26 protein-coding genes and 2 pseudogenes are annotated in these 26,697 nt (G+C 68.0%); 13 read left to right on the plus strand and 15 right to left on the minus strand.

Going from position 1 to position 26,697, the window contains the following annotated elements:
- Nucleotides 1–90: 90 nt before the first annotated feature.
- From ACQPW1_RS17195 to ACQPW1_RS17215, 5 genes are all read right to left on the minus strand, one after another.
- Nucleotides 91–1,323 carry an RNA polymerase sigma factor gene (locus tag ACQPW1_RS17195; protein WP_433663691.1) on the minus strand — a complete coding sequence of 411 codons (1,233 nt, stop codon included), beginning with the start codon at nucleotides 1,321–1,323 and terminating at the stop codon, nucleotides 91–93.
- Nucleotides 1,324–1,665: a YciI family protein gene (locus ACQPW1_RS17200; RefSeq protein ID WP_433663692.1), complete on the minus strand. Its 342-nt coding sequence runs from the start codon at nucleotides 1,663–1,665 to the stop codon at nucleotides 1,324–1,326.
- A gap of 13 nt (nucleotides 1,666–1,678) precedes the next feature.
- Complete coding sequence (locus tag ACQPW1_RS17205) at nucleotides 1,679–2,254, minus strand: dihydrofolate reductase family protein (RefSeq protein WP_433663693.1); 576 nt, start codon at nucleotides 2,252–2,254, stop codon at nucleotides 1,679–1,681.
- 129 nt (nucleotides 2,255–2,383) lie between these two features.
- Nucleotides 2,384–3,160, minus strand: a complete 777-nt coding sequence (locus tag ACQPW1_RS17210) for an isocitrate lyase/PEP mutase family protein (protein ID WP_433663694.1) — start codon at nucleotides 3,158–3,160, stop codon at nucleotides 2,384–2,386.
- Entirely contained in the window at nucleotides 3,157–3,846 is a 690-nt protein-coding gene (locus tag ACQPW1_RS17215) for a hypothetical protein (protein WP_433663695.1), read from the minus strand. Before ACQPW1_RS17215 ends, ACQPW1_RS17210 begins: the two co-directional genes overlap by 4 nt.
- A 64-nt stretch (nucleotides 3,847–3,910) precedes the next feature.
- Between ACQPW1_RS17215 and ACQPW1_RS17220 the strand changes: the two genes are divergently transcribed.
- Nucleotides 3,911–4,672: an ArsR/SmtB family transcription factor gene (locus ACQPW1_RS17220; protein ID WP_433663696.1), complete on the plus strand. Its 762-nt coding sequence runs from the start codon at nucleotides 3,911–3,913 to the stop codon at nucleotides 4,670–4,672.
- Here the strand turns inward: ACQPW1_RS17220 and ACQPW1_RS17225 are convergent.
- The 7 genes and pseudogenes from ACQPW1_RS17225 to ACQPW1_RS17255 all read right to left on the minus strand — a co-directional run bounded on the left by ACQPW1_RS17225 (nucleotide 4,623) and on the right by ACQPW1_RS17255 (nucleotide 8,772).
- Complete coding sequence (locus tag ACQPW1_RS17225; protein WP_433663697.1) at nucleotides 4,623–4,823, minus strand: hypothetical protein; 201 nt, start codon at nucleotides 4,821–4,823, stop codon at nucleotides 4,623–4,625. The two genes, ACQPW1_RS17220 and ACQPW1_RS17225, sit on opposite strands and share 50 nt — an antisense overlap.
- Nucleotides 4,824–4,874: 51 nt before the next feature.
- On the minus strand, nucleotides 4,875–6,137 hold the full coding sequence (locus ACQPW1_RS17230; protein WP_433663698.1) for a serine hydrolase domain-containing protein: 1,263 nt from the start codon (nucleotides 6,135–6,137) through the stop codon (nucleotides 4,875–4,877).
- A gap of 113 nt (nucleotides 6,138–6,250) precedes the next feature.
- Nucleotides 6,251–6,574: a MerR family transcriptional regulator gene (locus tag ACQPW1_RS17235; protein WP_433663699.1), complete on the minus strand. Its 324-nt coding sequence runs from the start codon at nucleotides 6,572–6,574 to the stop codon at nucleotides 6,251–6,253.
- Between the two features lie 95 nt (nucleotides 6,575–6,669).
- Nucleotides 6,670–6,945, minus strand: a pseudogene (locus ACQPW1_RS17240) (DUF1048 domain-containing protein); the annotation flags it as partial.
- Nucleotides 6,942–7,271 carry a PadR family transcriptional regulator gene (locus tag ACQPW1_RS17245; RefSeq protein WP_433663700.1) on the minus strand — a complete coding sequence of 110 codons (330 nt, stop codon included), beginning with the start codon at nucleotides 7,269–7,271 and terminating at the stop codon, nucleotides 6,942–6,944. The pseudogene ACQPW1_RS17240 and the gene ACQPW1_RS17245, both read right to left, overlap by 4 nt.
- Before the next feature lie 68 nt (nucleotides 7,272–7,339).
- Entirely contained in the window at nucleotides 7,340–7,537 is a 198-nt protein-coding gene (locus ACQPW1_RS17250; protein WP_433663701.1) for a ferredoxin, read from the minus strand.
- Nucleotides 7,538–7,560: 23 nt separating this feature from the next.
- Nucleotides 7,561–8,772 (minus strand): annotated as a pseudogene (locus ACQPW1_RS17255) (cytochrome P450).
- Between the two features lie 137 nt (nucleotides 8,773–8,909).
- Here ACQPW1_RS17255 and ACQPW1_RS17260 point away from each other — a divergent pair.
- Nucleotides 8,910–12,077 carry a BTAD domain-containing putative transcriptional regulator gene (locus tag ACQPW1_RS17260; RefSeq protein WP_433663702.1) on the plus strand — a complete coding sequence of 1,056 codons (3,168 nt, stop codon included), beginning with the start codon at nucleotides 8,910–8,912 and terminating at the stop codon, nucleotides 12,075–12,077.
- A 42-nt stretch (nucleotides 12,078–12,119) separates the two neighbouring features.
- On the opposite strand, the gene ACQPW1_RS17265 is transcribed toward ACQPW1_RS17260, so the two are convergent.
- The gene (locus ACQPW1_RS17265; RefSeq protein WP_433663703.1) at nucleotides 12,120–13,046 is read right to left on the minus strand and encodes an ATP-binding cassette domain-containing protein; all 927 of its coding nucleotides are present in this window, start codon (nucleotides 13,044–13,046) and stop codon (nucleotides 12,120–12,122) included.
- A 147-nt stretch (nucleotides 13,047–13,193) separates the two neighbouring features.
- Between ACQPW1_RS17265 and ACQPW1_RS17270 the strand changes: the two genes are divergently transcribed.
- Complete coding sequence (locus ACQPW1_RS17270) at nucleotides 13,194–14,312, plus strand: serine hydrolase domain-containing protein (RefSeq protein WP_433663704.1); 1,119 nt, start codon at nucleotides 13,194–13,196, stop codon at nucleotides 14,310–14,312.
- Between the two features lie 46 nt (nucleotides 14,313–14,358).
- Entirely contained in the window at nucleotides 14,359–15,000 is a 642-nt protein-coding gene (locus ACQPW1_RS17275; RefSeq protein WP_433663705.1) for a hypothetical protein, read from the plus strand.
- A 60-nt stretch (nucleotides 15,001–15,060) separates the two neighbouring features.
- Here ACQPW1_RS17275 and ACQPW1_RS17280 read toward each other — a convergent pair whose 3' ends face one another.
- Nucleotides 15,061–15,393: a hypothetical protein gene (locus tag ACQPW1_RS17280; RefSeq protein ID WP_433663706.1), complete on the minus strand. Its 333-nt coding sequence runs from the start codon at nucleotides 15,391–15,393 to the stop codon at nucleotides 15,061–15,063.
- Between the two features lie 732 nt (nucleotides 15,394–16,125).
- Between ACQPW1_RS17280 and argC the strand changes: the two genes are divergently transcribed.
- From argC to ACQPW1_RS17310, 6 genes are read left to right on the plus strand one after another with little or no spacing between them, the layout of a single operon-like run.
- Nucleotides 16,126–17,199: an N-acetyl-gamma-glutamyl-phosphate reductase gene (gene argC / locus ACQPW1_RS17285; protein ID WP_433663707.1), complete on the plus strand. Its 1,074-nt coding sequence runs from the start codon at nucleotides 16,126–16,128 to the stop codon at nucleotides 17,197–17,199.
- Entirely contained in the window at nucleotides 17,196–18,416 is a 1,221-nt protein-coding gene (gene argJ / locus ACQPW1_RS17290) for a bifunctional glutamate N-acetyltransferase/amino-acid acetyltransferase ArgJ (RefSeq protein WP_433663708.1), read from the plus strand. The genes argC and argJ overlap by 4 nt, the downstream gene beginning before the upstream one ends.
- Complete coding sequence (argB, locus tag ACQPW1_RS17295; protein WP_433663709.1) at nucleotides 18,413–19,345, plus strand: acetylglutamate kinase; 933 nt, start codon at nucleotides 18,413–18,415, stop codon at nucleotides 19,343–19,345. Before argJ ends, argB begins: the two co-directional genes overlap by 4 nt.
- Complete coding sequence (locus tag ACQPW1_RS17300) at nucleotides 19,342–20,565, plus strand: acetylornithine transaminase (RefSeq protein WP_433663710.1); 1,224 nt, start codon at nucleotides 19,342–19,344, stop codon at nucleotides 20,563–20,565. The genes argB and ACQPW1_RS17300 overlap by 4 nt, the downstream gene beginning before the upstream one ends.
- Complete coding sequence (argF, locus tag ACQPW1_RS17305) at nucleotides 20,562–21,518, plus strand: ornithine carbamoyltransferase (RefSeq protein WP_433663711.1); 957 nt, start codon at nucleotides 20,562–20,564, stop codon at nucleotides 21,516–21,518. Before ACQPW1_RS17300 ends, argF begins: the two co-directional genes overlap by 4 nt.
- Nucleotides 21,519–21,546: 28 nt before the next feature.
- Nucleotides 21,547–22,062, plus strand: coding sequence for an arginine repressor (locus ACQPW1_RS17310; protein ID WP_357391471.1), 516 nt, complete (start codon nucleotides 21,547–21,549; stop codon nucleotides 22,060–22,062).
- A 7-nt stretch (nucleotides 22,063–22,069) separates the two neighbouring features.
- On the opposite strand, the gene ACQPW1_RS17315 is transcribed toward ACQPW1_RS17310, so the two are convergent.
- Nucleotides 22,070–22,225 carry a hypothetical protein gene (locus ACQPW1_RS17315; protein ID WP_433663712.1) on the minus strand — a complete coding sequence of 52 codons (156 nt, stop codon included), beginning with the start codon at nucleotides 22,223–22,225 and terminating at the stop codon, nucleotides 22,070–22,072.
- 256 nt (nucleotides 22,226–22,481) lie between these two features.
- Here ACQPW1_RS17315 and ACQPW1_RS17320 point away from each other — a divergent pair, with 256 nt between their 5' ends.
- The 3 genes from ACQPW1_RS17320 (at nucleotide 22,482) to argH (ending at nucleotide 26,189) form a co-directional block, all read left to right on the plus strand.
- On the plus strand, nucleotides 22,482–23,684 hold the full coding sequence (locus ACQPW1_RS17320) for an argininosuccinate synthase (RefSeq protein WP_433663713.1): 1,203 nt from the start codon (nucleotides 22,482–22,484) through the stop codon (nucleotides 23,682–23,684).
- A 166-nt stretch (nucleotides 23,685–23,850) separates the two neighbouring features.
- A complete protein-coding gene (locus tag ACQPW1_RS17325) occupies nucleotides 23,851–24,771 on the plus strand; it encodes an SAM-dependent methyltransferase (RefSeq protein WP_433663714.1) in 921 nt (306 codons plus the stop codon).
- A complete protein-coding gene (argH, locus tag ACQPW1_RS17330) occupies nucleotides 24,768–26,189 on the plus strand; it encodes an argininosuccinate lyase (protein ID WP_433663715.1) in 1,422 nt (473 codons plus the stop codon). The genes ACQPW1_RS17325 and argH overlap by 4 nt, the downstream gene beginning before the upstream one ends.
- Nucleotides 26,190–26,697: the final 508 nt, after the last annotated feature.

The raw sequence follows: 26,697 nt of genomic DNA on the forward strand, positions 1-26,697 counted from the left end.
TCGATGGTAGTCAACAATGTGGAGCGGCTGGTCGATATGCGCGGTGTTGCGAGGGGCTGGGTACAGGGGCAACGGATGGTAGCGGCCCATTCAGCCGCGGTCGGCCAATGCTTCGCGGCGGCGGGTGAGAAAGGTTTGCTCGGCGGCATTCTCGGTGCGGGCGATTGCCGCGTCGAAGGCCGCCACGGCTTCCGTTGTGCGGCTGAGGCGTTCGAGTAGATCGGCCCGAATCGCGTGATACAGGTAGTACTTTCCGAAGTCGAGATCATCGAGCAACGCGAGCGCAACCGCCGGTCCGTCGACCTCGGCCACCGCGACCGCACGGTTGAGCGCCACGATCGGACTCGGTGTCAGTGCCGCCAACTGGTCGTAGAGTTGCACGATCTGCGGCCAGTCGGTGGCCGCCGAAATCGGGGCGTCCGTGTGCACGGCGTTGATCGCGGCCTGGATCTGATACGGCCCAGGTTGGTTGCGGCGCAAACACTCTCGCACGATGGCGTGACCCTCCGCGATGCGCTCGCGATCCCACCGGCCGCGGTCCTGCTCCGGCAGCGGCACCAGGGATCCGTCCGCGGCGGTGCGGGCCGCGCGGCGCGCCTCGGTCAACAGCATCAGGGCGAGCAGCCCGGCGGCTTCCGGCTCATCGGGCATGAGTTCGGTGAGCAGCCGACCGAGCCGGATCGCTTCGGCGCACAGGTCGGCGCGGACGAGCCGGTCACCGGAGGTCGCCGTGTGCCCTTCGGTGAAGATCAGATAGATGACCGCGAGGACGGCGTGCAGCCTGGCCGGGAGGTCGGCGTCGGCGGGCACCCGGTAGGGGATGCGGGCGTCGCGGATCTTGCCCTTGGCGCGGACAATCCGTTGCGCCATCGTCGATTCCGCGGTCAGGAAGGCGCGGGCGATTTCGGGCGTGGTCAGTCCGCCGAGCAGTCGTAAGGTCAGCGCCACCTGCGCGGTGCGGGCCAGTGCGGGATGGCAGCAGGTGAAGATCAGCCGCAGGCGGTCGTCGTGCACCGCACCCTCCTCCTCGGCCGGTTCGTCGTCGGCGTGCAGCAACGCGGCCTGCGCGTAGCGGTCGGCGCGGGAGGCTTCGCGACGGAGCCGATCGATGGCCCGGTTGCGTGCGGTGGTGATGATCCAGCCGGGCGGGCTCGGTGGCAGCCCGCCCGACGGCCAGCGCTGCACCGCGGCCGTAAAGGCATCCTGCACCGCGTCTTCGGCGACGCCGATGTCGCCGAAGACGCGGATCAGGCTCGCCACCGCGCGACCGTAGTGTTCGGTGAACACCCCTTCGATCACCGCGGTGGTCACGGGTGCGGCCATCTAGCTGTCCCGTAGCGGGCGGACCTCGATCGGCAGCGTGATCGCCGCGGCCAACCGGCGACCCCACGCCAGGGCCTCGTCGAGGTCGGCGGCCTGGATGACGGTGAATCCGCCGATGTGTTCCTTGCCCTCGACGTACGGGCCGTCGGTGACGAGGACGTCATCGCCCTTGACGTGCAACACGGTCGCGGTGCTCGGGGCGTGCAGCCCGGCGGCGAACACCCACGCGCCCGCGGCCCGCAGATCGGCGTTGACGGCGTCGAGATCGCGGATGATCTCGTCGATGTTGTCGGGCACGCCCTCGCCGTCGGGCTGGTAGATGCTGAGCAGGTATTGCTTCATCGTTTGGTCCTCTTCATCCGCGCTGGTAGCTGGCGATGATGACACCGGTGCTGGTCGGCGTGCTCGTGCCGAGCCGCAGAGCGCCTAGCTCGACACCGTCGAACAGGCGGCGGCCGGTGCCGACGACGATCGGGTGGATCAGCAGCAGATACTCGTCGATGAGATCGTGTCGCATCAACGATTGCAGCAGATCGCCGCTGCCGAGCAGTACCAGATCGAGGTCTTGGCGCAGCTCTCCGATCGCGGCCACGGCGTCGCCGGGGAGCAACGTGGAGTTCTGCCATGGCAGCGGTTCGGTGAGAGTGCGTGAGGCGACGTACTTCTGCGTCTTGTCGAGCACCTCGGTGAACGGGTTGTCGGTCTGATACGGCCAGAAACCGGCGAAGTCCTCGTAGGTGCGGCGTCCGAACAGCAGCGCGTCGTGATGGGTGGCCATGTGCTCGCCCATCACCCTGGCCTGCACGGGATCGTCGAACCGGTGCGCCCAGCCGCCCAGCCGGAACCCGTCCCTGGTGTCCTCGTCGGCCCGGCCGGGCGCCTGCATGACGCCGTCCAACGTCACGTGCTCGACCGCGGTGATCCTGCCCATGTCTGCTCCTTCGGAAAGGCCGACCCGTTGTCGGCTTCACCGACTACACGAACGAGTACTCATCGAATCGACATCGGCCAATCGTCGAACGGGACATGATGCTCGACGTTTGCCGCCATCATCTCCCGTTCAGCCCTCGGTGAGGGCCTGGATTTCGGTGTACGGCGGGGCGGCGAAGGGGACGGAGGTGTCGTCGCGGACCGCGCGGGCAGTGTCGATGGCGACGGCCAGTGCCGTGCGATACAGCAGCGAGCCGGTGCTGACCCGCCGGACGCCGAGGGCGCCGAGATCTGCGATGGACGGGCCGGTCGGCGAGTACAGGATGTTGACGGGCAACGGAATCGCGGCGACGATCCGCGCGATGCCGTCGGGATCGGTCAGGCCGGGCACGAAGATGCCGTCCGCCCCCGCGGCGGTGTATCGCTCGGCGCGGGCCAGCGTGCGGTCGATGTCGTCCTTCACCCAGTACGTATCGACCCTGGCGTTGATGAACAGCTCCGGCACCCGATCCTTGATCGCGGCGATCAGCTCGGCTTGATGATCCGGTTCGGCCAGTGTGCTTTCCGCGCGGCCGTCCTCCAGATTGATTCCGGCGATACCCAATTCGGTCAGCTGTGCGGCGTATTCACCGACCGCGGTGGGGTTTTCGCTGAAGCCGCCCTCGATGTCGACGGTCACCGGCACCGGTAGCCGGGCGAGTAGCCGGGCCAGCGCCATGGTCGCGTCGCCGGTCACGCCGGTGCCGTCCGGCAGTCCCGCCGCGACGGCGACGCCGAGGCTGGTGGTGCCGATCGCCGGAAACCCTTCGGCCGCAAGGACTGCCGCGGAGCCGTAGTCCCAGGCGTTCGGCAGGACCAGTGGCTGATCGCCGTGATGTAGTTCGTGGAAGAGCCTCGTCTTGTTCATTCGGATCCTTCGATGATTCCGGCGGCGATGGCGATGGCGTGTGCTCGGCCGGGGCAGGCGTGCGGGCCCGCACCGAAACCCAGTCCAGGGTGCCGCATGTCGAGTTCGACCACCTCGCCGTCGACGACTCGTCTGGTCGAGCGCAGCGGCGGGTTCTCGTCCATGGTTCGCGCGATGATCTGCTCGGCGGTGCCTGCCGAATTCAGCTGCTGCGCGTTGGCGACCAGCGCGCTGGTCGCTGCACAAGCCTGAACCAGCAGGCAGATTCGCGCTGCGGTGGCGTCGTCGGCGACACCGCCGCAGGCTGCGACCAATGCCACGACGGCCTCGTCGGCTGCGGGGTTGTCGGGCTCGTATGGCTGATAGTGCGCGGCGACCAATGCCACCGCTTCGATGGAAATCTCTTGCAGTCCAAGAGCTTCCGCCAGTACTCGGACGTGGGGGAGTGGTCCGTCTTCTGCACGTGCCCGCTCGCGCAGGTCGGCGGGAGAGAGCCGGTCGAGTTCCGCGGTGACCAACGCCCGTAGCCGCTGATGCTCGGATCCCGTGCTGAAGCGCGGCACATGGGCGCGCAGCCACCCGATGCCGACCGGTGCGTCCACCGCGGGCACGGCGGGCACCGGTGCGTTGATCAATGTGGCGCGCACCTGATCAGGGTCGGTGATCAGCGGAACTGTCCGATTCATGCCGTGACCGTATCCCCGGGTCGTTTCGGTGGCCGCCGAAACGTTCGCGCACCATCATGGGGGTGTGTCTTCCAGAGGAGCCGAACTAGCAGGTCTGGCCGCGTTGCTCGCCGACCGCACCCGCGCCGACATGTGCCTCGCACTGGTCGACGGCCGCGCCTGGACGGCGGGCGAACTCGCCCGCCACACCGGCGTGGCCGCGTCGACCGCCACCGAACACCTCAATCGCCTCCTCGACGGTGGGCTGCTCATCGAACGTCGGCAGGGGCGGCACCGCTACGTCCAGCTCGCGGGCCCGCAGGTGGCCGACTTGCTGGAGTCCATGGTCACCCACGTCGACCCGCCCCGCCCGGCCGTGACCAGCCTCCGAACCGCCACCGTCGCAGCGGCTTTGGCGCGCGGCCGCACCTGCTACGACCACCTGGCGGGTCGCCTCGGCGTGGCCATCACCGACGCGATGACCACCCGGGCCTTGCTGGACCAGGACGGCGGTTTCGCACTCACCGAGGCAGGCCTGGCCTGGCTGACCGGACTGCTCGGAGTCCAGCCCGCCGCATTGAAAGCCACCCGCCGTCCCCTCGCCCGCCCGTGCCTCGACTGGACCGAGCGCCGCACCCACCTCGGCGGCGCAGCCGGTGCTCAGCTCTGTCACCGCCTGCACGAACTCGACTGGATCACCCGCGTCGGCACCGGCCGCGCCATCCGCGTTACCCCGAAAGGCGAGTCCGGCCTACACACCCTGCTCGGCATCGAACCATCGACACTCGAACTCAGCGCTAGGCCGGATCCCGCAACTGCCGGAGCCGATACGCAACCCGCGAGATGATCCCCGCCAACATCCGAGCCCCCGACTCCAACCGCTCCAACAGCTCGACCAACTCATCCTCGGTAGCCCGCGAAACGTCGAGCCCCCGCAGCCCGGCCACCGCACGCTCCAGCGCGCTGACCTGCTCCTCGAAGACTTCGTTCGAACGCATGTTCTAATGATAGCGCATCCGTTCGGCCAAGGGTGGGCCGCGTCGATCAGGTCAGGCGACGCAGGATTGGACGGCCTTGGCCAGGTTCGGCATGCGGGGGTCGTCGGGGCGGAAGTTCCAGAGGTTGGTGACGTAGCTGAAGCCGATGCCGGAATCGGGGTCGGCGAAGGCGATCGATCCGCCGGAGCCGGGGTGGCCGAATGCGCTCGGGCCGGTCATCGGTAGTGCTCGGCAGGCTCGCCAGAATCCGAGGGACATGTTGAAGGAGCTGTCGGCCGGGATGTTCAGTTCCGGTGGTAGTCCGTGCATCCGGGTCTTGTCGGTTTGGACGGGCGTTGCTCGTTCGATGGTGGCCGGGTCGAGTAGGCGCACGCCGTCGACCTCGCTCACCGTGGCCGCGTACATCCGGGCCAGCGATTGCGCGTCCGCGATCCCGTTCGCGGCCGGGAACTCCGCCGCGCGCCAGGCGCGCGTCGTGTAGTACGCGGTCGCGGGGTCGGCCCCGTTGTCCAACGCACCGCCGAGCGAACCGGCGCGCATTTGGACCGAGTCCGGACCCCAGGAAGAGGTGACCCATGCGGTGACCGTGTCCTTGTCGAGGCCAGTCGCCTCGGCCATTCCGGCGAGCAACTCCTCCAGGGTGAACGGAGCTGTGTACTCGATGCGGGCCACTCGGTCTTCCGCTTCCTCGGGTAGCCCGATCCAGGCGCTCAGTCCGAGTGGGGTGGCGATCTCGTCGGCGAAGAACGTGCCGAGCGACTTGCCGGAGATCCGGCGCACCACCTCACCGACCAGGAAGCCGAACGTGACGGCGTGATACATGTGCTCGGTGCCGGGCTGCCACAGCGGCGGCTGCGCCTCGAGTGCGCGGATGACCGGATCCCAGGCGCACGCCTGCTCGAAGGTCAGCGGTCCGTCGACGACCGGCAGACCGGCCTGGTGGGAAAGCAACCAGCGCACCGGAATTCGGTCCTTGCCGTTGGCGCCGAACTCCGGCCAGTACTGGGCCACCGGAGCGTCCAGATCCAGCTCGCCGCGCTGTGCGAGCAGATGGGCGCAGATCGCGGTCATGCCTTTGGTCGTGGAAGCGACCTGGACGATGGTGTCTGTGTGCCACGGCCGGTTCGTCGTGCGGTCGGCGAGGCCGTCCCACAGGTCGACGACCAGGCGGCCGTCCGCGTAAACGCTGCAGGCCGCGCCGGTTTCGCCCGGGGTGTCGAAGTTCGCGCGGAACGCGTCGGCGACCTTGCCCCAGCCGTCCTCGACACCACTCTCGCGTCCGGAGTGTCCCTGCCCTGATGTCGTGCTTGTCATCGCGGTAATCCTTTGCTGGAGAACAACTACTTACAAGTATATGTATACGTATAGTGTCGAACATGCGTCGCCGCTGGGGATTTCGGGGTCGCGGCCGTCTGACGCGAGATGGCTTACGGCGAGTCGAGGACGTGCTCGACTTGCGCGAGATAGCCGAGCAGATCCCCGATTTCGGCCAGCGGCACGCCCGCCCCGGCCAGCGCCCGAACCTGTACCAGCCGTAGCAATTCGGCCGATCGATACCGGCGACAACCGGAGCTGTCACATCGCGGTTCGTCGAGCAGTCCGCACTCGTGATAGTGCCGCACTGTCGTCACTGTGACGCCGGCGAATGCGGCCGCCTGGCCGATCGTGAACCCGTCCCGCGCGGCATGTGTTGTCGCGCAAGACTTCTCCGGACTCGGCGCGGGGATCGCCGGAGCGGGCGGTGTCGTCATCGAACGCCCTAACTTCCTTCGCGTGCGGCGCGATCGATGGCATCGGTCAGCCGTTTGCGTTCCCGGTTCTTCCACGAATCCTCTTGGTAGTTCCGCGCGAACGCCTCGATGAACTCCACCGGGTCCTCGCCGACGATCTCGCGGACCGGGGTTCCGGCCGCGGCGCTCTGCTCGAACAGATCGATGAGGTCCTCGAAGATCGCGGTGCCACCGCCGGGTCCGAGAATCATCAGGTAGTGCTCGAGCGCGTCGACCGCCGTGCGATAGCTCGCGGGCAGTTCTTCCTTGCGCGCCTTGTACTTCCACCATCGCCGCTTGTCGCCCATGTCGCCGATCACCTTCGAGGTGAGCTTCGAGATGTCCATGGTCATCTGCCTCCTTCGTGGAGCTGTTCGAGTCGTTCGGAGAGGAAGCTCCACGTCCTCCAGAACTCGTCGAGGTATTCCTGGCCCTGCGCGTTGAGGGAGTACACCTTGCGCGGCGGTCCCTTCTCCGACGGGATCTTCTCGACGTCGACCAGGCCTCGCTTCTCGACCCGGACCAGCAGGGCGTAGACGGTGCCCTCGGCGATATCGGCGAAGCCCTGTTCCCGCAGCCACGCCGTGATCTCGTAGCCGTACGCGGACCGCACGGCCAGGATCGCGAGGACGATGCCCTCGAGCGTGCCCTTGAGTATCTCCGTGATCTGTTTGCCCACGGCCTACCTCCTAGTGCTACTCATTGATACCGAGTACCAGTAGATAGTAACACTGAATAGCGTCGGCGCTAGTCCCCGGATTCGTCGATGTGGAGTGCCCCGGACGGGCAGGCATCCAGGGCCTCCCGCACTGCCGAGCTACTGCGCGGTCGCGCGTCGAGCAACCGCACCCTGCCGTCGTTCTCGTCCTGATCGAAGGCCTCCGGCGCGAGCAGCGCGCACATGCCCGAGCCGATACAGCGCTCCCGATCGACCGAGATTCGCATCTCGTCACCTCCTTTCGCGGTCTTCACCAGCTGACGGGCAGTTCGTGCACGCCGTAGATGTTCATGTCGGTCCGCAGCCGCACCTCGTCGGCGGGGACGGCGAGCCGAAGGGTCGGGAACCGCTGCACCAGTCCGGCGAAACCGGCCCGCATCTCGATCCGGGCCAGCTGCTGGCCGAGGCAGGTGTGGATGCCGTGGCCGAAGGACAGGTGACCGCGGGCCTTGCGGTGCAGGTCCAGGGTGTCGGGGTTGTCGAAGCGTTGCGGGTCGTGGTTGGCGGCCAGCAGCGAGACGACGACGGTCGATCCCTTGCCGATGGTCTCGCCGCCGAGTTCGATGTCCTCGGTGGCGTACCGATAGAAGATGTCGGCGACGGACAGATAGCGCAGGAGTTCCTCGACGGCGTCGGGCACCAGCCCCGGATCGGTACGCAGTTCGGCCAGCTGCTCGGGGTGCTCCAGGAGCGCGAAAGTGCCCAGTGCCAGCATGTTCGCGGTGGTCTCGTGGCCCGCGAGCAACAGCAGGAAGGCCATGCCGACGAGTTCCTCGATGCTGAGGTCTTCATTGCGGGCCAGGTCGGACAGGATGTCGTCGCCGGGCTCGGCGCGTTTGCCGATGACCAGTTCGGCGAGGTAGCTGGTCATCGCGCCGTACGCGGCCATCTTCTCCTCGATCGGCTGCTCCTTGATCAGGAACTTGGCGGAGTTGACCTGGAAGGTCGCCCGGTCTTCGTAAGGGACGCCGAGCATTTCGCAGATCACCAGCGAGGGCACCGGCAGCGCGAACTCCTTGACCAGGTCGACCGGCGGGGCCAGTCGCGCCATCTCGTCCAGCTGGCGTTCGGTGATCTCGATGATGTGCTCCTCGAGCTGCCGCATCCGCCGGACGGTGAAGGTGCCGGTGAGCAGGCGCCGCAGCCGGGTGTGGTCCGGCGGGTCCATGGCGATGAACAAGCCGGGGATCTGCGGGGACGGCTAGGTCGGCACGGGCATGTCGGGAATGTCCTCCAGGGTGTGCAGGATGCCGATGTCCTGACGGGAGCTGAATCGGGTGTCGGCCATCAGCTGGCGGACCGCGTCGTAGCCCGTGACGAGCCAGCCCTCGTGACCGTCGGGGAAGACGATCGGGCTGACCGGGCGGGCCGCGCGCAGCCGGGTGATCTGGCTCGGCGGGTCGAACGGGCTCGCGTCGCGCTCGGTGGGCAGGCCGTGCGGGACGGGAACTGTTTGCGTCATGGGATTTCCTTTCGGGCTGTTGCGACAACAGTCGTCGGGAGACCTGACACCCGTCTGTCACGGCCCTGACACCACCGATCTGCCGCGCCGCCTCAGCAGTCGACGGCCCGCCGATCGCCCATGGCAGGATCAGTCGGGTGCAGATCGGGATCCTTGGACCATTCGAAATTCGCACGGACGACGGCGCTTTGGCCGACGTGCCGGGCGCGCGGTTGCGCGGGCTGCTGATCGCCCTCGCGCTCGAACCTGGTCACGCGGTCCCGAAGGCGACGCTCATCGACTGGATCTGGGGCGAGAATCCGCCCGCCGACGCGGCGAATGCCTTGCAACGCTTGGCTTCCCGGCTGCGCAAGGTGCTACCGGCCGGGGTGGTCGAGGGGCAGACGGACGGCTACCGGTTGCGGGTGGAACCCGATGCTGTCGATGCCGTGCGGTTCGAACGCCTCGTCGCGCAGGCCCGCAATGACGAGGATCCGCAGGGGGTGCGGCGGCTGCGTGAGGCCCTGGCACTGTGGCGTGGCGCGGCCATGCAGGACATCGGCCTGCAGGACAGCGCGGCGTTCGACACGGCGGTCGCCCGGCTCGAGGGACTGCGCCTGACCGCCATGGAGGATCGGTTCGACGCGGAGATCGGCCTCGGCCACGGTGCGGAGCTGGTCACCGAGCTATCCGACCTGGTGGCCGCGCATCCGGTGCGTGAACGGCTGGTCGCCGCGCTGATCCGTGCCCTCGTCGCGACGGGTCGTGACACCGAGGCGCTGCTGGCGTACGAGCGCATGCGCGAAACCCTCGCCGACGAGCTGGGCGTCGACCCCTCACCGGAACTGTCCGCCTTGCACGTCGCGCTGCTGCGGGGCGAGCTGGGCCGCCGGGAGGAGAACCGGACGACCAACCTGCGGGCCGAGCTGGCCAGCTACGTCGGCAAGGACGCCGATGTCGCCGCGGTCCGCGAACTCATCGCCGAACATCGGCTCACCACCCTGATCGGGCCGGGCGGTTCGGGGAAGACCAGGCTTTCCACGGAGACCGCGCGCACCATGCTCGGCGACCTGCCGGACGGCGTCTGGGTGGTCGAACTCGCGGCCATCGGCGCGGACGGCGACAAGGTTGTCGAAGGCGGCGCAAACAACGTGGCGCAGGCGACGCTCGCCGCGCTCAAACTGCGGGATGCGCTGCTCGGCGAGTCGGCGGACGCGGAGCCGACGGATCGGGTGATCGCCGCGCTCCGCGAGCGTTCGATGCTGCTGATCCTGGACAACTGCGAGCACGTGATCGAGTCCGCGGCGACCTTCGCCCATCGGGTGCTCGGCGAGTGCAGGCGGCTGCGAATCCTCGCCACGAGCCGGGAACCTCTCGGCATCACCGGTGAGGCGCTATGGCCGGTCCTGCCTTTGGTCCTCCCAGCGGAAGATGCCGACCCGGCCGAGATCGAGGCCGCCCCCGCGGTCCGGCTGCTGCGGGACCGAGCGAGCGCGGTCCGCAAGGACCTCGGGACCGATGCCAGCACCTTGTCGACGATGGTGCGCGTCTGCCGGGCGCTGGACGGGATGCCGTTGGCCATCGAGCTCGCCGCGGCCCGATTGCGCACTATGTCGCTCGATCAGCTCGCGCACCGCCTCGATGACCGGTTCCGCCTGCTGACCGGCGGCAGCCGTACCGCGTTGCCGCGGCACAAGACGTTGCGTGCGGTGGTCGACTGGAGTTGGGAGTTGCTCACCGACGCCGAACGGATGGTGTTGCGCAGGCTCGCGGTGTTCTCGGGCGGGGCGAGTCTCGAAGCGGCCGAGCGGGTTTGCGTGGGAGACGAAGTCGAGCAGGACGAGGTGCACGAGTTGCTCACCGCGCTCGTCGAGAAGTCGCTGCTGGTCGTCGTGGGCGACGACGCACCGCGCTACCGGATGCTCGGCACGATCAAGGAGTACGCCGAGCAGCGACTAGCGGAGGCGGGGGAGTCGGACCTGGCGCGCCACGCGCATCTCGCCTACTTCACCGAACTCACCGAGACCGCGGAACCGCATCTGCGCCGTGCCGAGCAACTGGAATGGCTCGCCACGCTCGAGGCCGAGCACGACAACATCGCCGCGGCGATGCGCGGTGCGCTCGCGGCACGCGAAGCGTCCCAGGCGATGCGGCTGGCCGCCGGTGCCGGTTGGTACTGGTGGCTCGGCGGGCACAAGGTGGAGGGCAACGAGCTGATCATGGCCGCCGTCGCCCTGCCCGGCGAAGTGGCCGACGAGACCCGGGCCTGGGTGTACGCGCTTGTCGTGCAGTTCGTTTCGGCCGGCCAGCAGAGTGACGGGGCCCGGGCGGCGGAGTGGATCCACCGGGCTTACGAAATCAGCCAGCGGTCGCCGAACCAGCACCCGGCGCTGGGCTTGGTCGCCCCGCTCGAACGCATGTTGACGGAGCCGGGCACGGTGTTGTCCGCGTGGGAACCGCTGCTGGACGACAACGATCCCTGGGTCCGCGCGCTGGCCCGGCTACAGCTCGGCAAGATGCGGATCCAGCTCGGCCAGGGTGGCCGGGACGCGGACACCTATCTCGAGTTGGCGCTCACCGAGTTCCGGGCGATCGGTGAACGGTTCGGGATTTCGTTCGCCCTGACCGAGCTGGCGAATCGGATCGCCATGCGCGGCGAGTTCGCCGCCGCGTGCGAGTACTACGAACAGGCGATCGCGGTCGTCACCGAGGTCGGCGCCATCGAGGACATCGCGCCGATGCGGTCGCGGCAGGCCCAGTTGTATTGGCTGCTGGGCGATCTGGAGTCGAGCGCGGCCGCGATGGCCGAGGCGCAGCGGTCGGCGGAACGGGTCGCCTGGCCGAGTGCGCTGGCCGAGCTGGCGCTGACGAAGGCGGAGCTCGCGCGTTGGAGCGGCGATGCCGAACAGGCGCACCGGCAACTCGGCGTCGCGGCAACGCTGCTCGGCGCGGACTCTGAACGGGCGATCGTTCGCGTGATGATTCAGGACCTGCTCGGCCACCTTGCCGAGGATCTCGACGAGGCCAGGAAACACCGTCTCGCGGCCTTCGAAGCGGTGTCCGAGGCGGGGCATCCGCTGCTGATCGCGCAGGTGCTCGTCGGGATCGCGGATCAGGCGCTGCGCGGGCAACAGTATGAGCAGGCCGCGCGGCTGCTCGCGGCGAGCGCGGGGGCGCGCGGTCTGCCGGATCGTTCCCATCCGGATGTGGCCCGGATCGAGCAGGCCGCGCGAAATCACCTCGGCGACAAGGGGTTCGCGGAGGCGGCGCGGCAGGGCACGGAAACGGACTGGAGCGAGCTGGTTTCGGTCACGCTCGCTTTGTGAACGTGGCGGACGCCTACACCTACCTGACGCACCAGGTGTCGCTCATTTCGGGAGGGCCTCCGTGGTGTGGCCCGTCAGGGCGAGCAAGACATCGTCGAGATCGGGTGTGTGCACGGAGAACTCGTCGGCACTGATGGCGTACTCGTCGAGCGTGTCCAGCAGTGCCCGAAGGGATTTCGTCCCGCCGTCGCTCGGCACCCGCAAGATCAGTGCCGCCCTGTCCGGTGTGGAACCGGGGAAGAGGCGTGCGGCCGCGTCGAGTCGGGAGATGTTGGTGAACCGGAGTCGGACGTGCGTTCCGGGGAGTTGGCGTTTGAGCTCGTCGGGAGTGCCCTGGGCGACCAGGCGGCCCTGGTCGAGCACCGCGATCCGGTCGGCGAGCTGATCGGCCTCCTCTAGGTACTGGGTGGTGAGGAAGATCGTCACGCCGTCGGCGACCAGGTCGCGGATGATCGACCACATCGTGCGGCGGCTGCGCGGGTCGAGTCCGGTGGTCGGCTCGTCCAGGAAGATGATCTCCGGGTTGCCGACGAGGGTCATCGCGAGGTCGAGCTTGCGGCGCATGCCGCTGGAGTAGGTCGACACGGGCTTGTGCGCCACCAGTTCGAGGCGTTCCAGCAGCCCGGCGATGGCGAGCTTGCCGTCTTCGGCGGGGATGCCGTGCCGGTCCACCACCAGTTGCAGGTTCTCCTGTCCCGTCAGTAGCTCGTCCACCTGACCGGTGACGCCGATCGCCGCGCGCACCGCCTCGGCCTCGGTCGCGACGTCATGGCCCGCGACGCGCACCGATCCGCCGTCAGCCTTCAGCACCGTGCTCAGCACGTTCACCGTCGTCGTCTTGCCCGCCCCGTTCGGGCCGAGCAGGGCAAAGATCGTGCCCGCACGAACATCCAGATCGATGCCGTCGAGCACCACCTTGTCCCCGTACGTCTTCCGCAGCCCGGACACCGCGATCGCTGAATCACTCATGGGACAACCATCGGCACGCGGCCTGACACGCACCTGTCATGCACCGTCGCGGTCGTGTCAGAGATCGCGTCAGCACCGTGGCGGTCGGGTGTCAGGACAGCGGGCGATCGTTGTTCACATCGGACGGCACAGCAGAGACGAGGGGTCATGAATACCGAAACCGCACCGGCGATCACGACGGCGGATCGCCCGGAGTTGCAGAAGCTCATCCAGGAGATCGTCGATTCCGGGTACGCCGGGGTGCAGCTGCGAGTGCACGACGAGCAGGGTGAGTGGGTCGGCAGCGCCGGGGTGCGCAAGCTGGGCGAGACCGAGAAGCCGCCGATCGACGGTCGATTCCGGATCGGCAGCAACACCAAGACCTTCGTCGCGACCGTTGTCCTGCAACTGGTGGCCGAGGGCAAGGTCGAGCTGGATAACCCGGCGGCCGACTACCTGCCCCAGTTCGAGCTGGACTCGCGGATCTCGGTGCGAATGCTGTTGCAGCACACAAGCGGAGTGTTCAACTTCACCGGCGAGTACTTCCCCGACGGGACGATCGTGCCGGGAATTCCGTGGCAGGGCCAGGAGTGGGTGGACAACCTGTTCCACAGCTACCAGCCGGAGGAACTGGTGCGGCTTGCGTTGTCCAAGCCCGCCCGGTTCGAGCCCGGTACGGACTGGAGCTACTCCAACACCAACTACGTGCTGGCCAGGCTGCTGATCGAGAGCGTCACCGGTAGCTCGTTGGCGGCGGAGATGCAGCGGCTGATCCTCGGTCCGCTCGGATTGACGGGCACCGTGGTGCCGGACTTCCAGACGGAGATCCCCGAGCCGCACGCGCACGGCTACTACGCGTACCAGGACGGCGACGAGTGGAAGCTGGTCGACACCTCCAGCATGAATCCCTCCTGGATCTCCGCGGGCGGCGACATGATCTCGACCACCGCCGACCTGCACACGTTCATTTCCGCGCTGATGAGCGGAAAGCTCCTCCCGCCGTCGCTGCTGGCGGAGATGCGGACGCCGCGTGCGACCGGGCTGCCGAAGAACGAGTACGGCCTGGGGCTGTTCATGGAGGAGACGGACAGCGGCGACATCGTCTTCACCCACAACGGCGGCTTCTTCGGCTGGGCGGCACTGATGTACAGCACGGCCGACGGCAGCAAAACCATGACCGCCTCGCTGACCACCGGGGACGACAAGCTCGACTTCGCCGCCATGTCCGCGGCGTTCCTGGAGGTGAAGAGCCGCCTCGTCAACCAGGTGTTCGGCGACCAGTCCTGAATCCACTTCACATCCAACACATTTCACACACAAGAGGAGTACAGCCATGCCTACTTTCCAGACCCCGGAACCCATCTCCGTCGCCGTCGACGTGCCCTCCGGCAACGTTCAGGTGATCGCCTCGGACCGGACCGACACCGTCGTCGAGATCCTGCCGACCAATCCAGCCAAGAAGGCCGACGTGCGCGCCGCCGAGCAAGCCCAAATCGATTTCGCCGCAGGCACACTGACCGTGCAGACACCGAAAGACTGGCGGTCCTACGGCCCGCTGGGTGGCACCCCGTCGATCGAGGTGACCATCGAGGTGCCCAACGGCTCCGCGCTGAAAGCAACTGCGGCACTTGGCCGATTGCTGGTTACCGGCGAACTCGGTGACTGCGACCTCGAGGTGTCCGCAGGCGACATCGCGGTCGAGCGGCCGCACGGTTCGGTGACCGCGAAAACCGCCAAGGGCAACATCCGCGTCAGCGAAGCCGCGCGCGGCGTGCTCCGGCTGGAGACATCCGTCGGTGAGCTGGAGGTCGGCATCCGCCCGGGCAGCGCGGCGCGACTGGAAACCAACGCCCTGTCCGGCACGGTGCAGAACCTGATGGCACCGTTCGACGGATCGGCGGACAACGTCGAAACCGTCCAGGTGTACGCGCGAAACTCGTTCGGCAACATCATCATCCACAACACCGCCGCCTGATGCCGCAGTCGTCCACCTCCTCCACCGCACCGGTGGAGGAGGTGGACTGGTATTGCCGGGTTACTTGCTGAACTTCACCGAGCGGAATTCGACGTTGCGCTCACGCTCGCCGGGGGCCATCGCGTTCACGACCTTGCCGTTGCAGTCGTCACCGCGGAAGAGCTCCGCCACGCGGTTGGTCTTGTTCTCGGCGAACCCTTTGCCTTCGATGCGGTAGCAGCGGTTGTTCTTGGGATCTTCGAGGCGCTGCCGATCGCCGTGGTGGGTGTAGATGAAGGTGCCTTTCGCCTCCAGGTTTCCCAGGTCGGGCTCGGCATGCGCCGTGGTTGCTCCGCCGAGAGCCAATGCGAGAATCGCGCCGGCCGCGGCGAGCGCGCCTCCGATGTGCTTCATGATCTGCCTTTCGTAGAGCCTGCACCCACGTATCTCGTGAAACGTGGTCGATCCCGGCCACCTTGTGGGCCGCCGGGGTTTGTCTCGGCCTGGCCAGTCGACGTCGACGACATCGAGCGTATCAAGAATCACACTGCGGAAATCGATGAAAACTGTTGTACCACAATGGAATACGTAGATAGGCGAGCAACGTCATATGGACGCGCGGGAGCCTCAGGGGGCGTCGAATCAGGAGCTGACGCGCGGCAACGGAGCCGATCATGAAGTAGCTCTCCACGCCGAGCGGCGGGGTCGTTCCTACGCTGTGGGCCCGCCCGCATAGGGGTCCGAAATGCCCACTGGTCCAATGGGATTACTCCCGTCGATCATGCTAACAACTTGCGCCCCCGAGGGTTCCCCAGTCGTCGGCGGGCGCGCGTCTTCCGAGCGGCGTGTGACGAAGGCCGCTGGGGCAGCCGGACGGCAACTACGAGCTCGTCGGCTTGGCTAATCTCGAAACGTGACACAGGTGGTGGCCGGGGCGTGTGAGTGTGGTGCGGCGTTGCCGCGATCGGCCTTCCCGGGCGGCTTCGCACTGAGCGTTCACGAGCTCGGTGACGGCTCCGGTGGCTACGTCGGTGACGGGTATCCGGCATATGGTGAGCGGATGCGCTGCCTGGCCCGGGCGACCGTCGAGGGCTGGCTCGGGGCCCACCCTGTGAATGAGATTGCATAGTCGTGCATAATCATCACATGGTTGATTCGGTGCACGCGCCGGAGCCAGGCGGGCCCGCGTTGCGGGTTGCGGTGGCCGGGGCGAGTGGGTACGCGGGTGGGGAAGTGCTGCGTCTGCTGCTGGGGCACCCGGCGTATCGAGCGGGGCGCCTCGGGATCGGGGCGCTGACGGCCGGTGCGAACGCGGGCAGCGTCCTCGGGGAGTTGCAGCCGCATTTGCTGCCGCTGGCGGACCGAGTGCTCGCGCCGACGACCGTCGAGGAACTGGCCGGGCACGATGTGGTGTTCCTCGGGCTGCCGCACGGGCAGTCCGCGGCGTACGCGAAGCAGCTGCCCGAGTCGACGGTGATCATCGATTGCGGCGCCGACTTCCGCCTGACCGACGCGCAGGCCTGGGAGAAGTACTACGGCAGCGCGCACGCGGGCAGCTGGCCGTACGGACTGCCGGAGCTGCCCGGCGGCCGGGAGAAGCTGCGCGGCGCGAGCCGGATCGCGGTGCCCGGCTGCTATCCGACGGTGGCCAGCCTCGCGCTCGCCCCCGCCATCGCGGCGGGGATCATCGAGCCGCGGGTGAATGTCGTTGCGGTGAGCGGAACCTCGGGTGCCGGACGCAAGCTCGATGTCGGGCTGCTCGGCTCCGAGGTGATGGGTTCGGCGCGGGCGTACGGCATCGCGGGCGCGCACCGGCACACCCCGGAGATCACCCAGAACCTTTCCGCGGCAGGCGGTATCGACGTCGCCGTGTCGTTCACCCCGGTGCTCGCGCCGATGCCGCGCGGCATCCTGGCGACCTGCACGGCACCGACCACCGTGGATGCCGCACAGGCTCGCGCGGTCTACGAAAAGGCTTACGCCGAAGAACCTTTCGTGCACCTGCTACCGGAAGGCGTACTGCCGCAAACCGGTGCGGTGCTCGGTTCCAACGCCGTCACCCTGCAGGTGGCGGTGGATGCCGACGCGGGCTTGCTCGTGGTGATCGGCGCGATCGACAACTTGACCAAGGGCACCGCGGGCGCCGCGGTGCAATCCATGAACCTGGCCGTCGGATTCGACGAGACCGCAGGACTTTCCACCGTAGGAGTGGCACCGTGACGACATCCGCATCGATCGAAACCGGCAAGCTGGTGCGGAACCAGGGCGTGACCGGCCCGCTCGGCTTCCGTGCGGCAGGCATCGCAGCAGGCATCAAGGCGAGCGGAAAGCCGGACTTGGCACTGGTTTTCAACGAAGGCCCGGAATATGCGGCCGCGGGCGTCTTCACCCGCAATCAGGTGAAGGCCGCCCCGGTGCTGTGGTCGCAGCAGGTGCTGTCCGGCGGCCGCCTGCGCGCGGTGATCCTCAATTCCGGTGGCGCCAACGCGTGCACCGGCCCGGGCGGCTTCCAGGATACGCACAAGACCGCCGAGGAACTCGCTGCCGCACTGAGTAATTGGGGCTCCGAGACCGGTGCCGGTGAGATCGCCGTCTGCTCCACCGGCTTGATCGGCGACCGGCTGCCGATGGACAAGCTGGTGCCCGCGATCACCGAGATCGTGCATGAAATGGGCGGCGGCCTCTCCGGCGGACTGGACGCGGCGCACGCCATCATGACCACCGACACGGTGCCGAAGGAAGCCGCCTTCCACCACCGCGACAAGTGGAACGTCGGCGGCATGGCCAAGGGCGCGGGCATGCTCGCGCCCTCGCTGGCCACCATGCTCGTGGTGCTGACCACCGACGCCGTCGCCACCGCCGACCAGCTGGATCAGGCGCTGCGCAACGCGACCAAGCGCACCTTCGACCGCCTCGACGTCGACGGCTCCTGCTCCACCAACGACACGGTGCTGCTGCTCGCCAACGGCGCCAGCGAGGTCACCCCGAGCCAGGCCGACCTCGACGCCGCTGTCCTCGCGGTCTGCGACGACCTGGCCGCCCAGCTGATGGGCGACGCCGAGGGCGTCACCAAGCGGGTGCTGGTCACCGTCGCGAGCGCGGTCAGCGAAGAAGAGGCGGTCGCCGCCGCCCGCACCGTCGCCCGCGACAGTCTGGTCAAGACAGCGCTTTTCGGCTCCGACCCGAACTGGGGCCGGGTGCTCGCCGCGGTCGGCATGGCGCCGATCGCCCTCGACCCGAATCGGATCTCGGTGTCGTTCAACGGAAATCCGGTCTGTATCGACGGTGTCGGCGCGCCCGGCGCCCGCGACGTCGATCTGTCCGGAATGGACATCGAGGTCCGCATCGATCTGAATGTCGGTGCCGCGCAAGCCACCATCCGCACCACCGACCTCTCACACGGCTACGTCGAAGAGAATTCGGCCTACAGCTCATGACAGGCCAACTGCACGAGGACCTTTCGGCGCTGGACAAGGCGCACATCCTCGCCGACGCGCTGCCTTGGCTGCAGAAGTTCCGGGACAAGATCGTCGTCGTGAAGTTCGGCGGCAACGCCATGGTCGACCCGGAACTCGAGCGGGCCTTCGCCGCCGACGTGGCCTTCCTGCGCACCGTCGGCGTGCACCCGGTGGTGGTGCACGGCGGCGGCCCGCAGATCAGCGCCATGCTGAAGAAGCTCGGCCTCGAGGGCGAGTTCCGCGGCGGTTTCCGGGTAACCACACCGGAGGTGATGGATGTCGTGCGGATGGTGCTGTTCGGGCAGGTCGGCCGCGAGCTGGTCGGCCTGATCAACGCGCACGGCCCGTACGCGGTCGGCATCTCCGGTGAGGACGCGGGCCTGTTCACCGCGACCCGCCGCACCGTCGAGGTGGACGGCAAGCCGACCGATATCGGCCTGGTCGGCGACGTCACCTCGGTCAACCCGGACGCCGTGCTCGACCTGATCGACGCGGGCCGCATCCCGGTGGTTTCCACCATCGCCCCGGACGTGGACGGCGTGGTGCACAACATCAACGCCGACACCGCCGCCGCCGCGCTCGCCGAGGGCATCGGCGCCGAGAAGCTGGTGGTGCTGACCGACGTCGAGGGCCTCTACACCGACTGGCCGGACCGGTCCTCGCTGATCACCCGCATCGATACTGGAGCGCTCGCGGAGTTGCTGCCGCGCCTGGATGCGGGCATGGTCCCCAAGATGGAGGCCTGCCTGCGCGCTGTGCAGGGCGGGGTGCCGACCGCTCACGTCATCGACGGTCGCGTCCCACACGCCATGCTGCTGGAACTGTTCACCGGAGAAGGAATCGGAACGATGGTGACGCCCGCCCTGTCCTCGAATGGGGTTGGCTCGCTGGACGGAACGAAACAATGAGTACAGACCAAGACCTCCAGACGCGGTGGACCGCCGCGATGATGAACAACTACGGCACCCCGAAGCTCGCGCTGGTGCGCGGGGCCGGCGCGGTCGTCTACGACGCGGACGGCAACCGCTACGTCGACTTCCTCGGCGGCATCGCGGTCAACAGCCTCGGCCACGCGCACCCGGCCATCCTGGCCGCAGTCACCGAACAGCTCGGCACGCTCGGGCACACCTCGAATCTCTACATCAACCAACCGACTGTCGAACTGGCCGAGCGGCTGCTCGCGCACTTCGGCGACGGATCGTCGGAGGCGGGCCACAGCGGCCGCGCCTTCTTCTGCAACTCCGGCACCGAGGCCAACGAGGCCGCGTTCAAGATCGCGCGGCTGACCGGGCGGCGCAAGATCATCGCCTGCGAAGAGGCGTTCCACGGCCGGACCATGGGAGCCCTCGCGCTCACCGGACAGGCGGCCAAGCGGACGCCGTTCGAGCCGATGCCCGCCGGTGTCGTGCACGTGCCCTACGGTGACGCCGCGGCACTGGAAGCCGTCGTCGACGAAGACACTGCCGCGGTATTCCTGGAGCCGATGATGGGGGAGAGCGGCGTCGTCGTGCCGCCGATCGACTACCTGGTCAAGGCCCGCGAGATCACTAGTAGGCATGGCGCGCTGCTGATCCTCGACGAGGTGCAGACCGGCATCGGCCGGACCGGAAAGTTCTACGCGCACCAGGCCGTCGGCATCGTGCCCGACGTGATCACCCTGGCCAAGGGCCTCGGCGGCGGGCTGCCGATCGGCGCGGTGCTGGCCACCGGCCGGGCCGCCGAACTGCTCACCCCCGGCCTGCACGGCACCACCTTCGGCGGCAACCCGGTCTGCGCGGCGGCCGCGCTCGCGGTGCTGCGCACTATCGACGAGCGGGACCTGCTCGCGCACGTGGAGTCGGTCGGCAAGCGGCTCGCCGACGGCATCGAACTGCTGGAGCATCCGCTGATCGAGCACGTGCGTGGGGCCGGTCTGCTGCTCGGCATCGTGCTCACCGACGATGCTTCCGCCCATGTCGAGGCGCGCGCCCGGGCGGCCGGGTATCTGGTCAATCCGGCCAAGCCCAACGTGATTCGGCTCGCACCACCGCTGATCCTCACCGAAACCCAGGCCGACAACTTCGTCGCCGATCTGCCGGAAATTCTGGACGCGGCGACCCAAGATGCGAAGGAGGCTGCGGCGCAATGACTTCAGCACAGCACGCGGTACGGCACTTCCTCCGCGACGACGACGTGAGCCCGGCCGAACAGGCCGAAATCCTCACCCTCGCGGCCGAACTCAAGCAGGCGCCGTTCTCCCAGCGCCCCCTGGAAGGCCCGCGCGGCGTCGGGGTGATCTTCGAGAAGAACTCCACCCGCACCCGGTTCTCCTTCGAGGTGGGTATCGCCCAGCTCGGCGGGCACGCGGTAGTGGTGGACGGGCGCGACACCCAGCTCGGCCGCGAGGAGACCCTCGGTGACACCGGAACGGTGCTGTCCCGCTACGTCGACGCGATCGTGTGGCGCACCTTCGAACAGTCCCGGCTCGACGAAATGTCTTTGACCGCAACGGTTCCCGTGGTGAACGCGCTGTCCAACGAGTTCCACCCCTGCCAGGTGCTCGCCGATCTGCAGACGCTCGCCGAGCGCAAGGGCAGCCTGGCGGGCCGCAATCTGACCTTCTTCGGTGACGGTGCGAACAACATGGCGCACTCGTTGCTGCTAGGTGGCGTCACGGCAGGTTTGAACGTAACTATCGCCTCGCCAGCGGGTTTCGAGCCGCTGCCGTGGATCTTGGAGGCCGCCCGCAAACGCGCGGCCGACACCGGTGCCACCATCACGCTGACCGGCGACCCGATCGCCGCGGCCGACGGTGCGGACGCGCTGGTGACCGACACCTGGACATCGATGGGTCAGGAGAACGACGGCCTCGACCGCGTCGGCCCGTTCCGCCCGTTCCAGGTCAACAGCCACCTGCTCGCGCAGGCGCAGCCGGATGCCGTTGTGCTGCACTGCCTACCGGCGCATCGCGGCGAGGAGGTCACCGACGAGGTCCTGGACGGTCCGCACAGCGTTGTGTGGGACGAGGCGGAGAATCGGTTACACGCGCAGAAGGCGCTGCTGGTGTGGTTGCTGGCCAAGCGAAATGGTGGTGCGGTGTGACGGAGCCCTGTCGATGTGAGGCCTGGTCGTGAGCGTCACCCATCCGGAACCGGGCAAGGCGGGCCCGGAGATCGCGCGCACCCGCGCCGGTCGGCAGTCCCGCATCGTCGAACTGCTCACCGCGCACGCGGTTCGCAGCCAGACCGAGCTGGCCGCGCTGCTGTCCGCCGAGGGCATCGAGACCACCCAGGCGACCCTTTCGCGTGATCTCGACGAGCTCGGCGCGGTGAAACTCCGCGCTGCCGACGGTGGTGCGGGCGTCTACGTGGTCCCCGAGGACGGCAATCCCATTCGCGGCGTCATCGGCGGCACCGATCGTCTCGCCAAGCTCCTCGGCGACCTGTTGGTCTCCACCGACCACAGTGGCAATATCGCCGTCCTGCGCACGCCGCCGGGCGCCGCGCACTACCTGGCCAGCGCACTGGACCGCGCCGCACTGCCCTACATCGTCGGCACCATCGCGGGCGACGACACCATCGCCGTCATCGCCCGTGAGCCACTGACCGGCGCCGAACTCGCCGCGAAGATCGAGGAGATCGCCTGACCTCGGGTCAGGAGAACGGGTACTGGCCGTTACCGCCGCCACCTGGCTTGTTGCCTGGTGTGCCCACGTTGATGATGTCCTGGATGAGGTCCACGACGGCCCGTCCGACGTTGAGGACATCGTTGCCGAGGGTGCTGAATTCTTGCGCGATGAGGTGCAGCATTGCGTCCGTCCTTCTACCCGCCCGAAGATTCCGTTCTCAGGGTCGCACACCGGAGATGGCTCGCCAAGGGTGTAATTCGCTTGATGGGCAGTGACTTTCGCGAACGACCCGAGCTCGTGGAGGTGCGCACCGGACCCCCGCTGTGAATGGGCTTGCATCATCGTGCATAATCATTTGTAGGACGTGCGGGCCGCTGGGGCGGGAAGCCGGTCCCTACTTACGAAGACAAGCATCGAAACCGAGGAGCACACAGACCATGTCCGAACGCGTCGTACTCGCCTACTCAGGTGGGCTGGACACCTCCGTGGCGATCAGCTGGATTGCCAAGGAGACCGGTTCCGAGGTGGTGGCCGTGGCCATCGACCTCGGCCAGGGCGGCGAGGACATGAACGTGGTGCGCCAGCGAGCGCTGGACTGCGGCGCGGTCGAGGCCATCGTGGTGGAGGCGCGCGACGAGTTCGCCAACGACTACTGCCTGCCGACCATCCAGGCGAACGCCATGTACATGGGCCGCTACCCGCTGGTGTCCGCGATCAGCCGCCCGCTCATCGTCAAGCACCTCGTCGAGGCCGCCAAGTTCCACGGCGCCAGCACCGTCGCGCACGGCTGCACCGGCAAGGGCAACGACCAGGTGCGCTTCGAGGTCGGCATCGGCGCGCTCGCGCCGGACCTGAACGTGATCGCCCCGGTCCGGGACTACGCGTGGACCCGGGAGAAGGCCATCGCCTTCGCCGAGGAGAACGCGCTGCCGATCAACGTCACCAAGAAGTCCCCGTTCTCCATCGACCAGAACGTGTGGGGTCGCGCGGTGGAAACCGGCTTCCTGGAGGACCTCTGGAACGCGCCGACCAAGGACGTCTACGACTACACTGCCGACGCCACGGTCAACTTCGAGGCGCCCGACGAGCTCATCATCACCTTCGAGAAGGGCATCCCGGTCGCCATCGACGGCCGCCCGGTCAGCGTGCTCGAGGCCATCGTCGAGCTGAACCACCGGGCTGGTCGCCAGGGCGTCGGCCGCCTCGACATGGTCGAGGACCGGCTCGTCGGCATCAAGAGCCGGGAGATCTACGAGGCGCCTGGCGCCATCGCGCTGATCACCGCACACCAGGAGCTCGAGGCCGTTACGGTCGAGCGCGAGCTGGGCCGGTACAAGCGGCAGGTCGAGCAGCGCTGGGGCGAGCTGGTCTACGACGGCCTGTGGTTCTCCCCGCTCAAGCGCGCGCTGGACGCGTTCGTCGGCGAAACCCAGGAGCACGTCTCCGGCGAGATCCGGATGGTGCTGCACGGCGGCAACGCGGTCGTCAACGGCCGGCGCTCGGAGCAGTCGCTCTACGACTTCAACCTGGCCACCTACGACGAGGGCGACACCTTCGACCAGTCGCTGGCCAAGGGCTTCGTGCAGATCCACGGGCTGTCCTCCAAGGTCGCCGCGCGTCGGGACCTGAACCAGAAGTAGTCGCGACCTCGTCCACGGTCGGTCGTCGAGCGTGGGCGAGTCGGTTGCTCGAGGCAGCGGTCGCGGTCTCCAGGTCGGTCGATGAGCGTGGGCGAGCGTGGCACTCAGGAAGCGGTCGTAGTCTCGGGGGCGGCCGAGGAATCGGCTCGACTCGAAGGGAGCGACGATGCGGACCGATGACGACAGCTGGGACATCGTGAGCAGTGTCGGCGCGACGGCGCTCGGCGTCGCGGCGCTGCGTGCGGTCGAGACCCGGCGGACCGACGCGTTGTTCCATGATCCGTACGCCGAGCTGCTGGTGAGTGCGGTCGGTTCGCCCTCCTGGACCCGGCTGAGTCAGGGCAACGTCGGCGGTATCGACCAGTCCACGGTGCGTTCCTACGGGCCGTTCGGCGATCTGCTGGTGGCTCGGACCTGCTACTTCGACGACTATCTCGCGGCGGCGGCCACCGCGGGCATCCGGCAGATCGTGATCGTGGCCGCCGGGCTCGACGCCAGGGCCTATCGGCTCGAATGGCCAGCGGGCACCACGGTATTCGAGCTGGACCAGCCGAAGGTGTTGCAGTTCAAGGCATCCGCGCTCGCCGAATGCCAGCCTGCCGCCGACCGCCGTGAGGTCCCGGTGGACCTGCGCAACGATTGGCCTGCGGCATTGCGCGACAAGGGTTTCGACCCGGCCGTGCCGACTGCGTGGCTGGTCGAGGGGTTGCTGCGCTACCTCCCCGCGGACGCGCAGGATCGCCTCTTGACGCACCTCGTAGCGCTGAGCGCGCCGGGAAGCCGGGTCGCGATCAACATGACGACGCAGAGTGAACTGACGCCGAACAGGCAAGAGCAGGAAGACAACCGGAACCGCATGCTCGCCGCGCTCGACATCGATCTGGACGTCGACGCGCTGTGGTACCCGGCCGAAGGTCGCAGCGATCCGGCCGACTGGTTCGCCGAACACGGCTGGACCACGACGCGCGCCGACCCGGTCACTGTGCTGACCGACCGCGGCCGCGCGGTGCCCGACGAGGTCGCCGAGCAGATGCATTCCCACCTACTGATGACCGCAACCCGACCCGGAGGAGACAGCACACCATGACGCAGAGCGGCAGCACGAACACCGGTGCGCTGTGGGGCGGGCGTTTCGCGTCCGGCCCGGCCGAGGCGATGGCGGCGCTGAGCAAGTCGACGCATTTCGACTGGGTCCTGGCGCCCTACGACATTCGCGCGTCCAAGGCACACGCTCGGGTGCTGCACAAGGCCGGGCTGCTCTCCGAGAGCGACCTCGCCGGCATGCTGACCGGGCTGGATCAGCTTGCCGCGGACGTGGATTCGGGCGCGTTCGCCCCCGCCGCCTCCGACGAGGACGTGCACGGCGCGCTGGAGCGCGGACTGATCGATCGGGTCGGCACCGAACTCGGTGGTCGGTTGCGGGCCGGTCGGTCGCGGAATGACCAGGTGGCCACGCTGTTTCGGATGTGGCTGCGTGACGGTGTGCGCCGGGTCGCGGTCGGTGTGCTCGACGTGGTCGACGCGCTGGTCGGGCAGGCGGCCGCGCATCCCGGCGCGGTGATGCCGGGCAAGACGCACCTGCAGGCGGCGCAGCCCGTGCTGCTCGCGCACCATCTGCTGGCGCACGCGCATCCGCTGCTGCGCGATATCGATCGGCTGCGGGACTTCGACAAGCGAGCGGCGGTGTCGCCGTACGGTTCCGGCGCGCTGGCCGGTTCGTCGCTTGGGCTCGATCCCGAGGCGATCGCCGCCGAACTGGATTTCGACGGGTCCGCCGCCAACTCGATCGACGCCACCTCCTCGCGTGACTTCGCCGCCGAGGCCGCCTTCGTGCTCGCCATGATCGGCGTCGACCTCAGCCGGATGGCCGAAGAGGTGATCCTCTGGAGCACACCGGAATTCGGCTACATCACGCTCGCCGACGCCTGGTCCACCGGGTCCTCGATCATGCCGCAGAAGAAGAACCCGGACGTCTCCGAACTCACCCGCGGCAAGGCGGGCAGGCTCATCGGTAACCTCACCGGCCTGCTGGCCACCCTGAAGGCGCAGCCGCTGGCCTACAACCGAGACCTGCAGGAGGACAAGGAGCCCCTGTTCGACTCGGTCGCACAGCTGGAACTTCTGCTCCCCGCCATCGCGGGTCTGGTCTCCACCCTCACCTTCCATACCGACCGGATGGCCGAACTCGCCCCCGCCGGTTTCACCCTCGCCACCGATATCGCCGAATGGCTGGTCCGCCAGGGTGTTCCGTTCCGCGTCGCACACGAGGCGGCGGGCGCCTGCGTCCGCGCGGCCGAATCCCGCGGCGTCGGCCTCGACGAACTCACCGACGAAGAGTTCGCCACCATCGACCCCGCCCTCACCCCCAAGGTCCGCGAGGTCCTGACTGTTCAAGGCTCCATCGCCTCCCGCAACGCCCGCGGCGGCACCGCAGGCACCCAGGTAACCATCCAGCTGAACGAAATCGCCACCACCACAGCCCAACTCCGCACCTGGCTGGGCTGAACCCGCATTCAGTGGCACATGATGGCGGCAAACGTCGAGTAGTCCCCGCCATGGTGTGCCACTGAATGCATGCTCAGTGGGGGAGTAGGTCGGCTACGTGAAGTAGCGGCGCTGCGAGGGCGGGGATCGCGTGGGGATTCTGGAGTTGGCCTTCGCGGTAGGTGTGACGAGAAGTCAGTGGACCTCGTCTCGTAGTGATAGTCCGCCATGGCCACCCACCGGCCGCTCAACTGCCCGGTCAGCATCACCCCGAGACCACGCTTGTTGCGGCCGGGCAGTCGGGCTGTCCAGTCCGCACGGGCATGCTCCGTGAAGCTCCATCCGTTGGCTGTCGCCCACGCCCGTAGGCCACTCAGGCGTCGCCGCTCGAGGTGAATCGCCAGCGAGACAAGGACAATCAGCAGGACAACCACGAGCGCCACGCCCACGCCGATTAGCAGCACGACCGAATCCATCCGATCCCCACCTCGCCAGTTCGCCCCGCCCACTGCACATCTGGCAGCGCGCC

This window comes from Nocardia sp. CA-128927 (assembly GCF_050955855.1).
Taxonomy (GTDB): Bacteria; Actinomycetota; Actinomycetes; order Mycobacteriales; family Mycobacteriaceae; genus Nocardia.

Coding starts and splice junctions, on each gene's coding strand:
- ACQPW1_RS17275 (WP_433663705.1), top strand. CDS start 14,359: ATGCCTACTTTCCAGACCCCGGAACCCATCTCCGTCGCCGTCGACGTG.
- ACQPW1_RS17325 (WP_433663714.1), top strand. CDS start 23,851: ATGCGGACCGATGACGACAGCTGGGACATCGTGAGCAGTGTCGGCGCG.
- ACQPW1_RS17225 (WP_433663697.1), bottom strand. CDS start 4,823: ATGCGTTCGAACGAAGTCTTCGAGGAGCAGGTCAGCGCGCTGGAGCGT.
- argF (WP_433663711.1), top strand. CDS start 20,562: ATGACTTCAGCACAGCACGCGGTACGGCACTTCCTCCGCGACGACGAC.
- ACQPW1_RS17315 (WP_433663712.1), bottom strand. CDS start 22,225: ATGCTGCACCTCATCGCGCAAGAATTCAGCACCCTCGGCAACGATGTC.
- ACQPW1_RS17200 (WP_433663692.1), bottom strand. CDS start 1,665: ATGAAGCAATACCTGCTCAGCATCTACCAGCCCGACGGCGAGGGCGTG.
- ACQPW1_RS17320 (WP_433663713.1), top strand. CDS start 22,482: ATGTCCGAACGCGTCGTACTCGCCTACTCAGGTGGGCTGGACACCTCC.
- ACQPW1_RS17250 (WP_433663701.1), bottom strand. CDS start 7,537: ATGCGAATCTCGGTCGATCGGGAGCGCTGTATCGGCTCGGGCATGTGC.
- ACQPW1_RS17280 (WP_433663706.1), bottom strand. CDS start 15,393: ATGAAGCACATCGGAGGCGCGCTCGCCGCGGCCGGCGCGATTCTCGCA.
- ACQPW1_RS17195 (WP_433663691.1), bottom strand. CDS start 1,323: ATGGCCGCACCCGTGACCACCGCGGTGATCGAAGGGGTGTTCACCGAA.
- ACQPW1_RS17270 (WP_433663704.1), top strand. CDS start 13,194: ATGAATACCGAAACCGCACCGGCGATCACGACGGCGGATCGCCCGGAG.
- ACQPW1_RS17265 (WP_433663703.1), bottom strand. CDS start 13,046: ATGAGTGATTCAGCGATCGCGGTGTCCGGGCTGCGGAAGACGTACGGG.
- argB (WP_433663709.1), top strand. CDS start 18,413: ATGACAGGCCAACTGCACGAGGACCTTTCGGCGCTGGACAAGGCGCAC.
- ACQPW1_RS17215 (WP_433663695.1), bottom strand. CDS start 3,846: ATGAATCGGACAGTTCCGCTGATCACCGACCCTGATCAGGTGCGCGCC.
- argC (WP_433663707.1), top strand. CDS start 16,126: ATGGTTGATTCGGTGCACGCGCCGGAGCCAGGCGGGCCCGCGTTGCGG.
- ACQPW1_RS17210 (WP_433663694.1), bottom strand. CDS start 3,160: ATGAACAAGACGAGGCTCTTCCACGAACTACATCACGGCGATCAGCCA.
- ACQPW1_RS17205 (WP_433663693.1), bottom strand. CDS start 2,254: ATGGGCAGGATCACCGCGGTCGAGCACGTGACGTTGGACGGCGTCATG.
- argH (WP_433663715.1), top strand. CDS start 24,768: ATGACGCAGAGCGGCAGCACGAACACCGGTGCGCTGTGGGGCGGGCGT.
- ACQPW1_RS17300 (WP_433663710.1), top strand. CDS start 19,342: ATGAGTACAGACCAAGACCTCCAGACGCGGTGGACCGCCGCGATGATG.
- ACQPW1_RS17230 (WP_433663698.1), bottom strand. CDS start 6,137: ATGACAAGCACGACATCAGGGCAGGGACACTCCGGACGCGAGAGTGGT.
- ACQPW1_RS17235 (WP_433663699.1), bottom strand. CDS start 6,574: ATGACGACACCGCCCGCTCCGGCGATCCCCGCGCCGAGTCCGGAGAAG.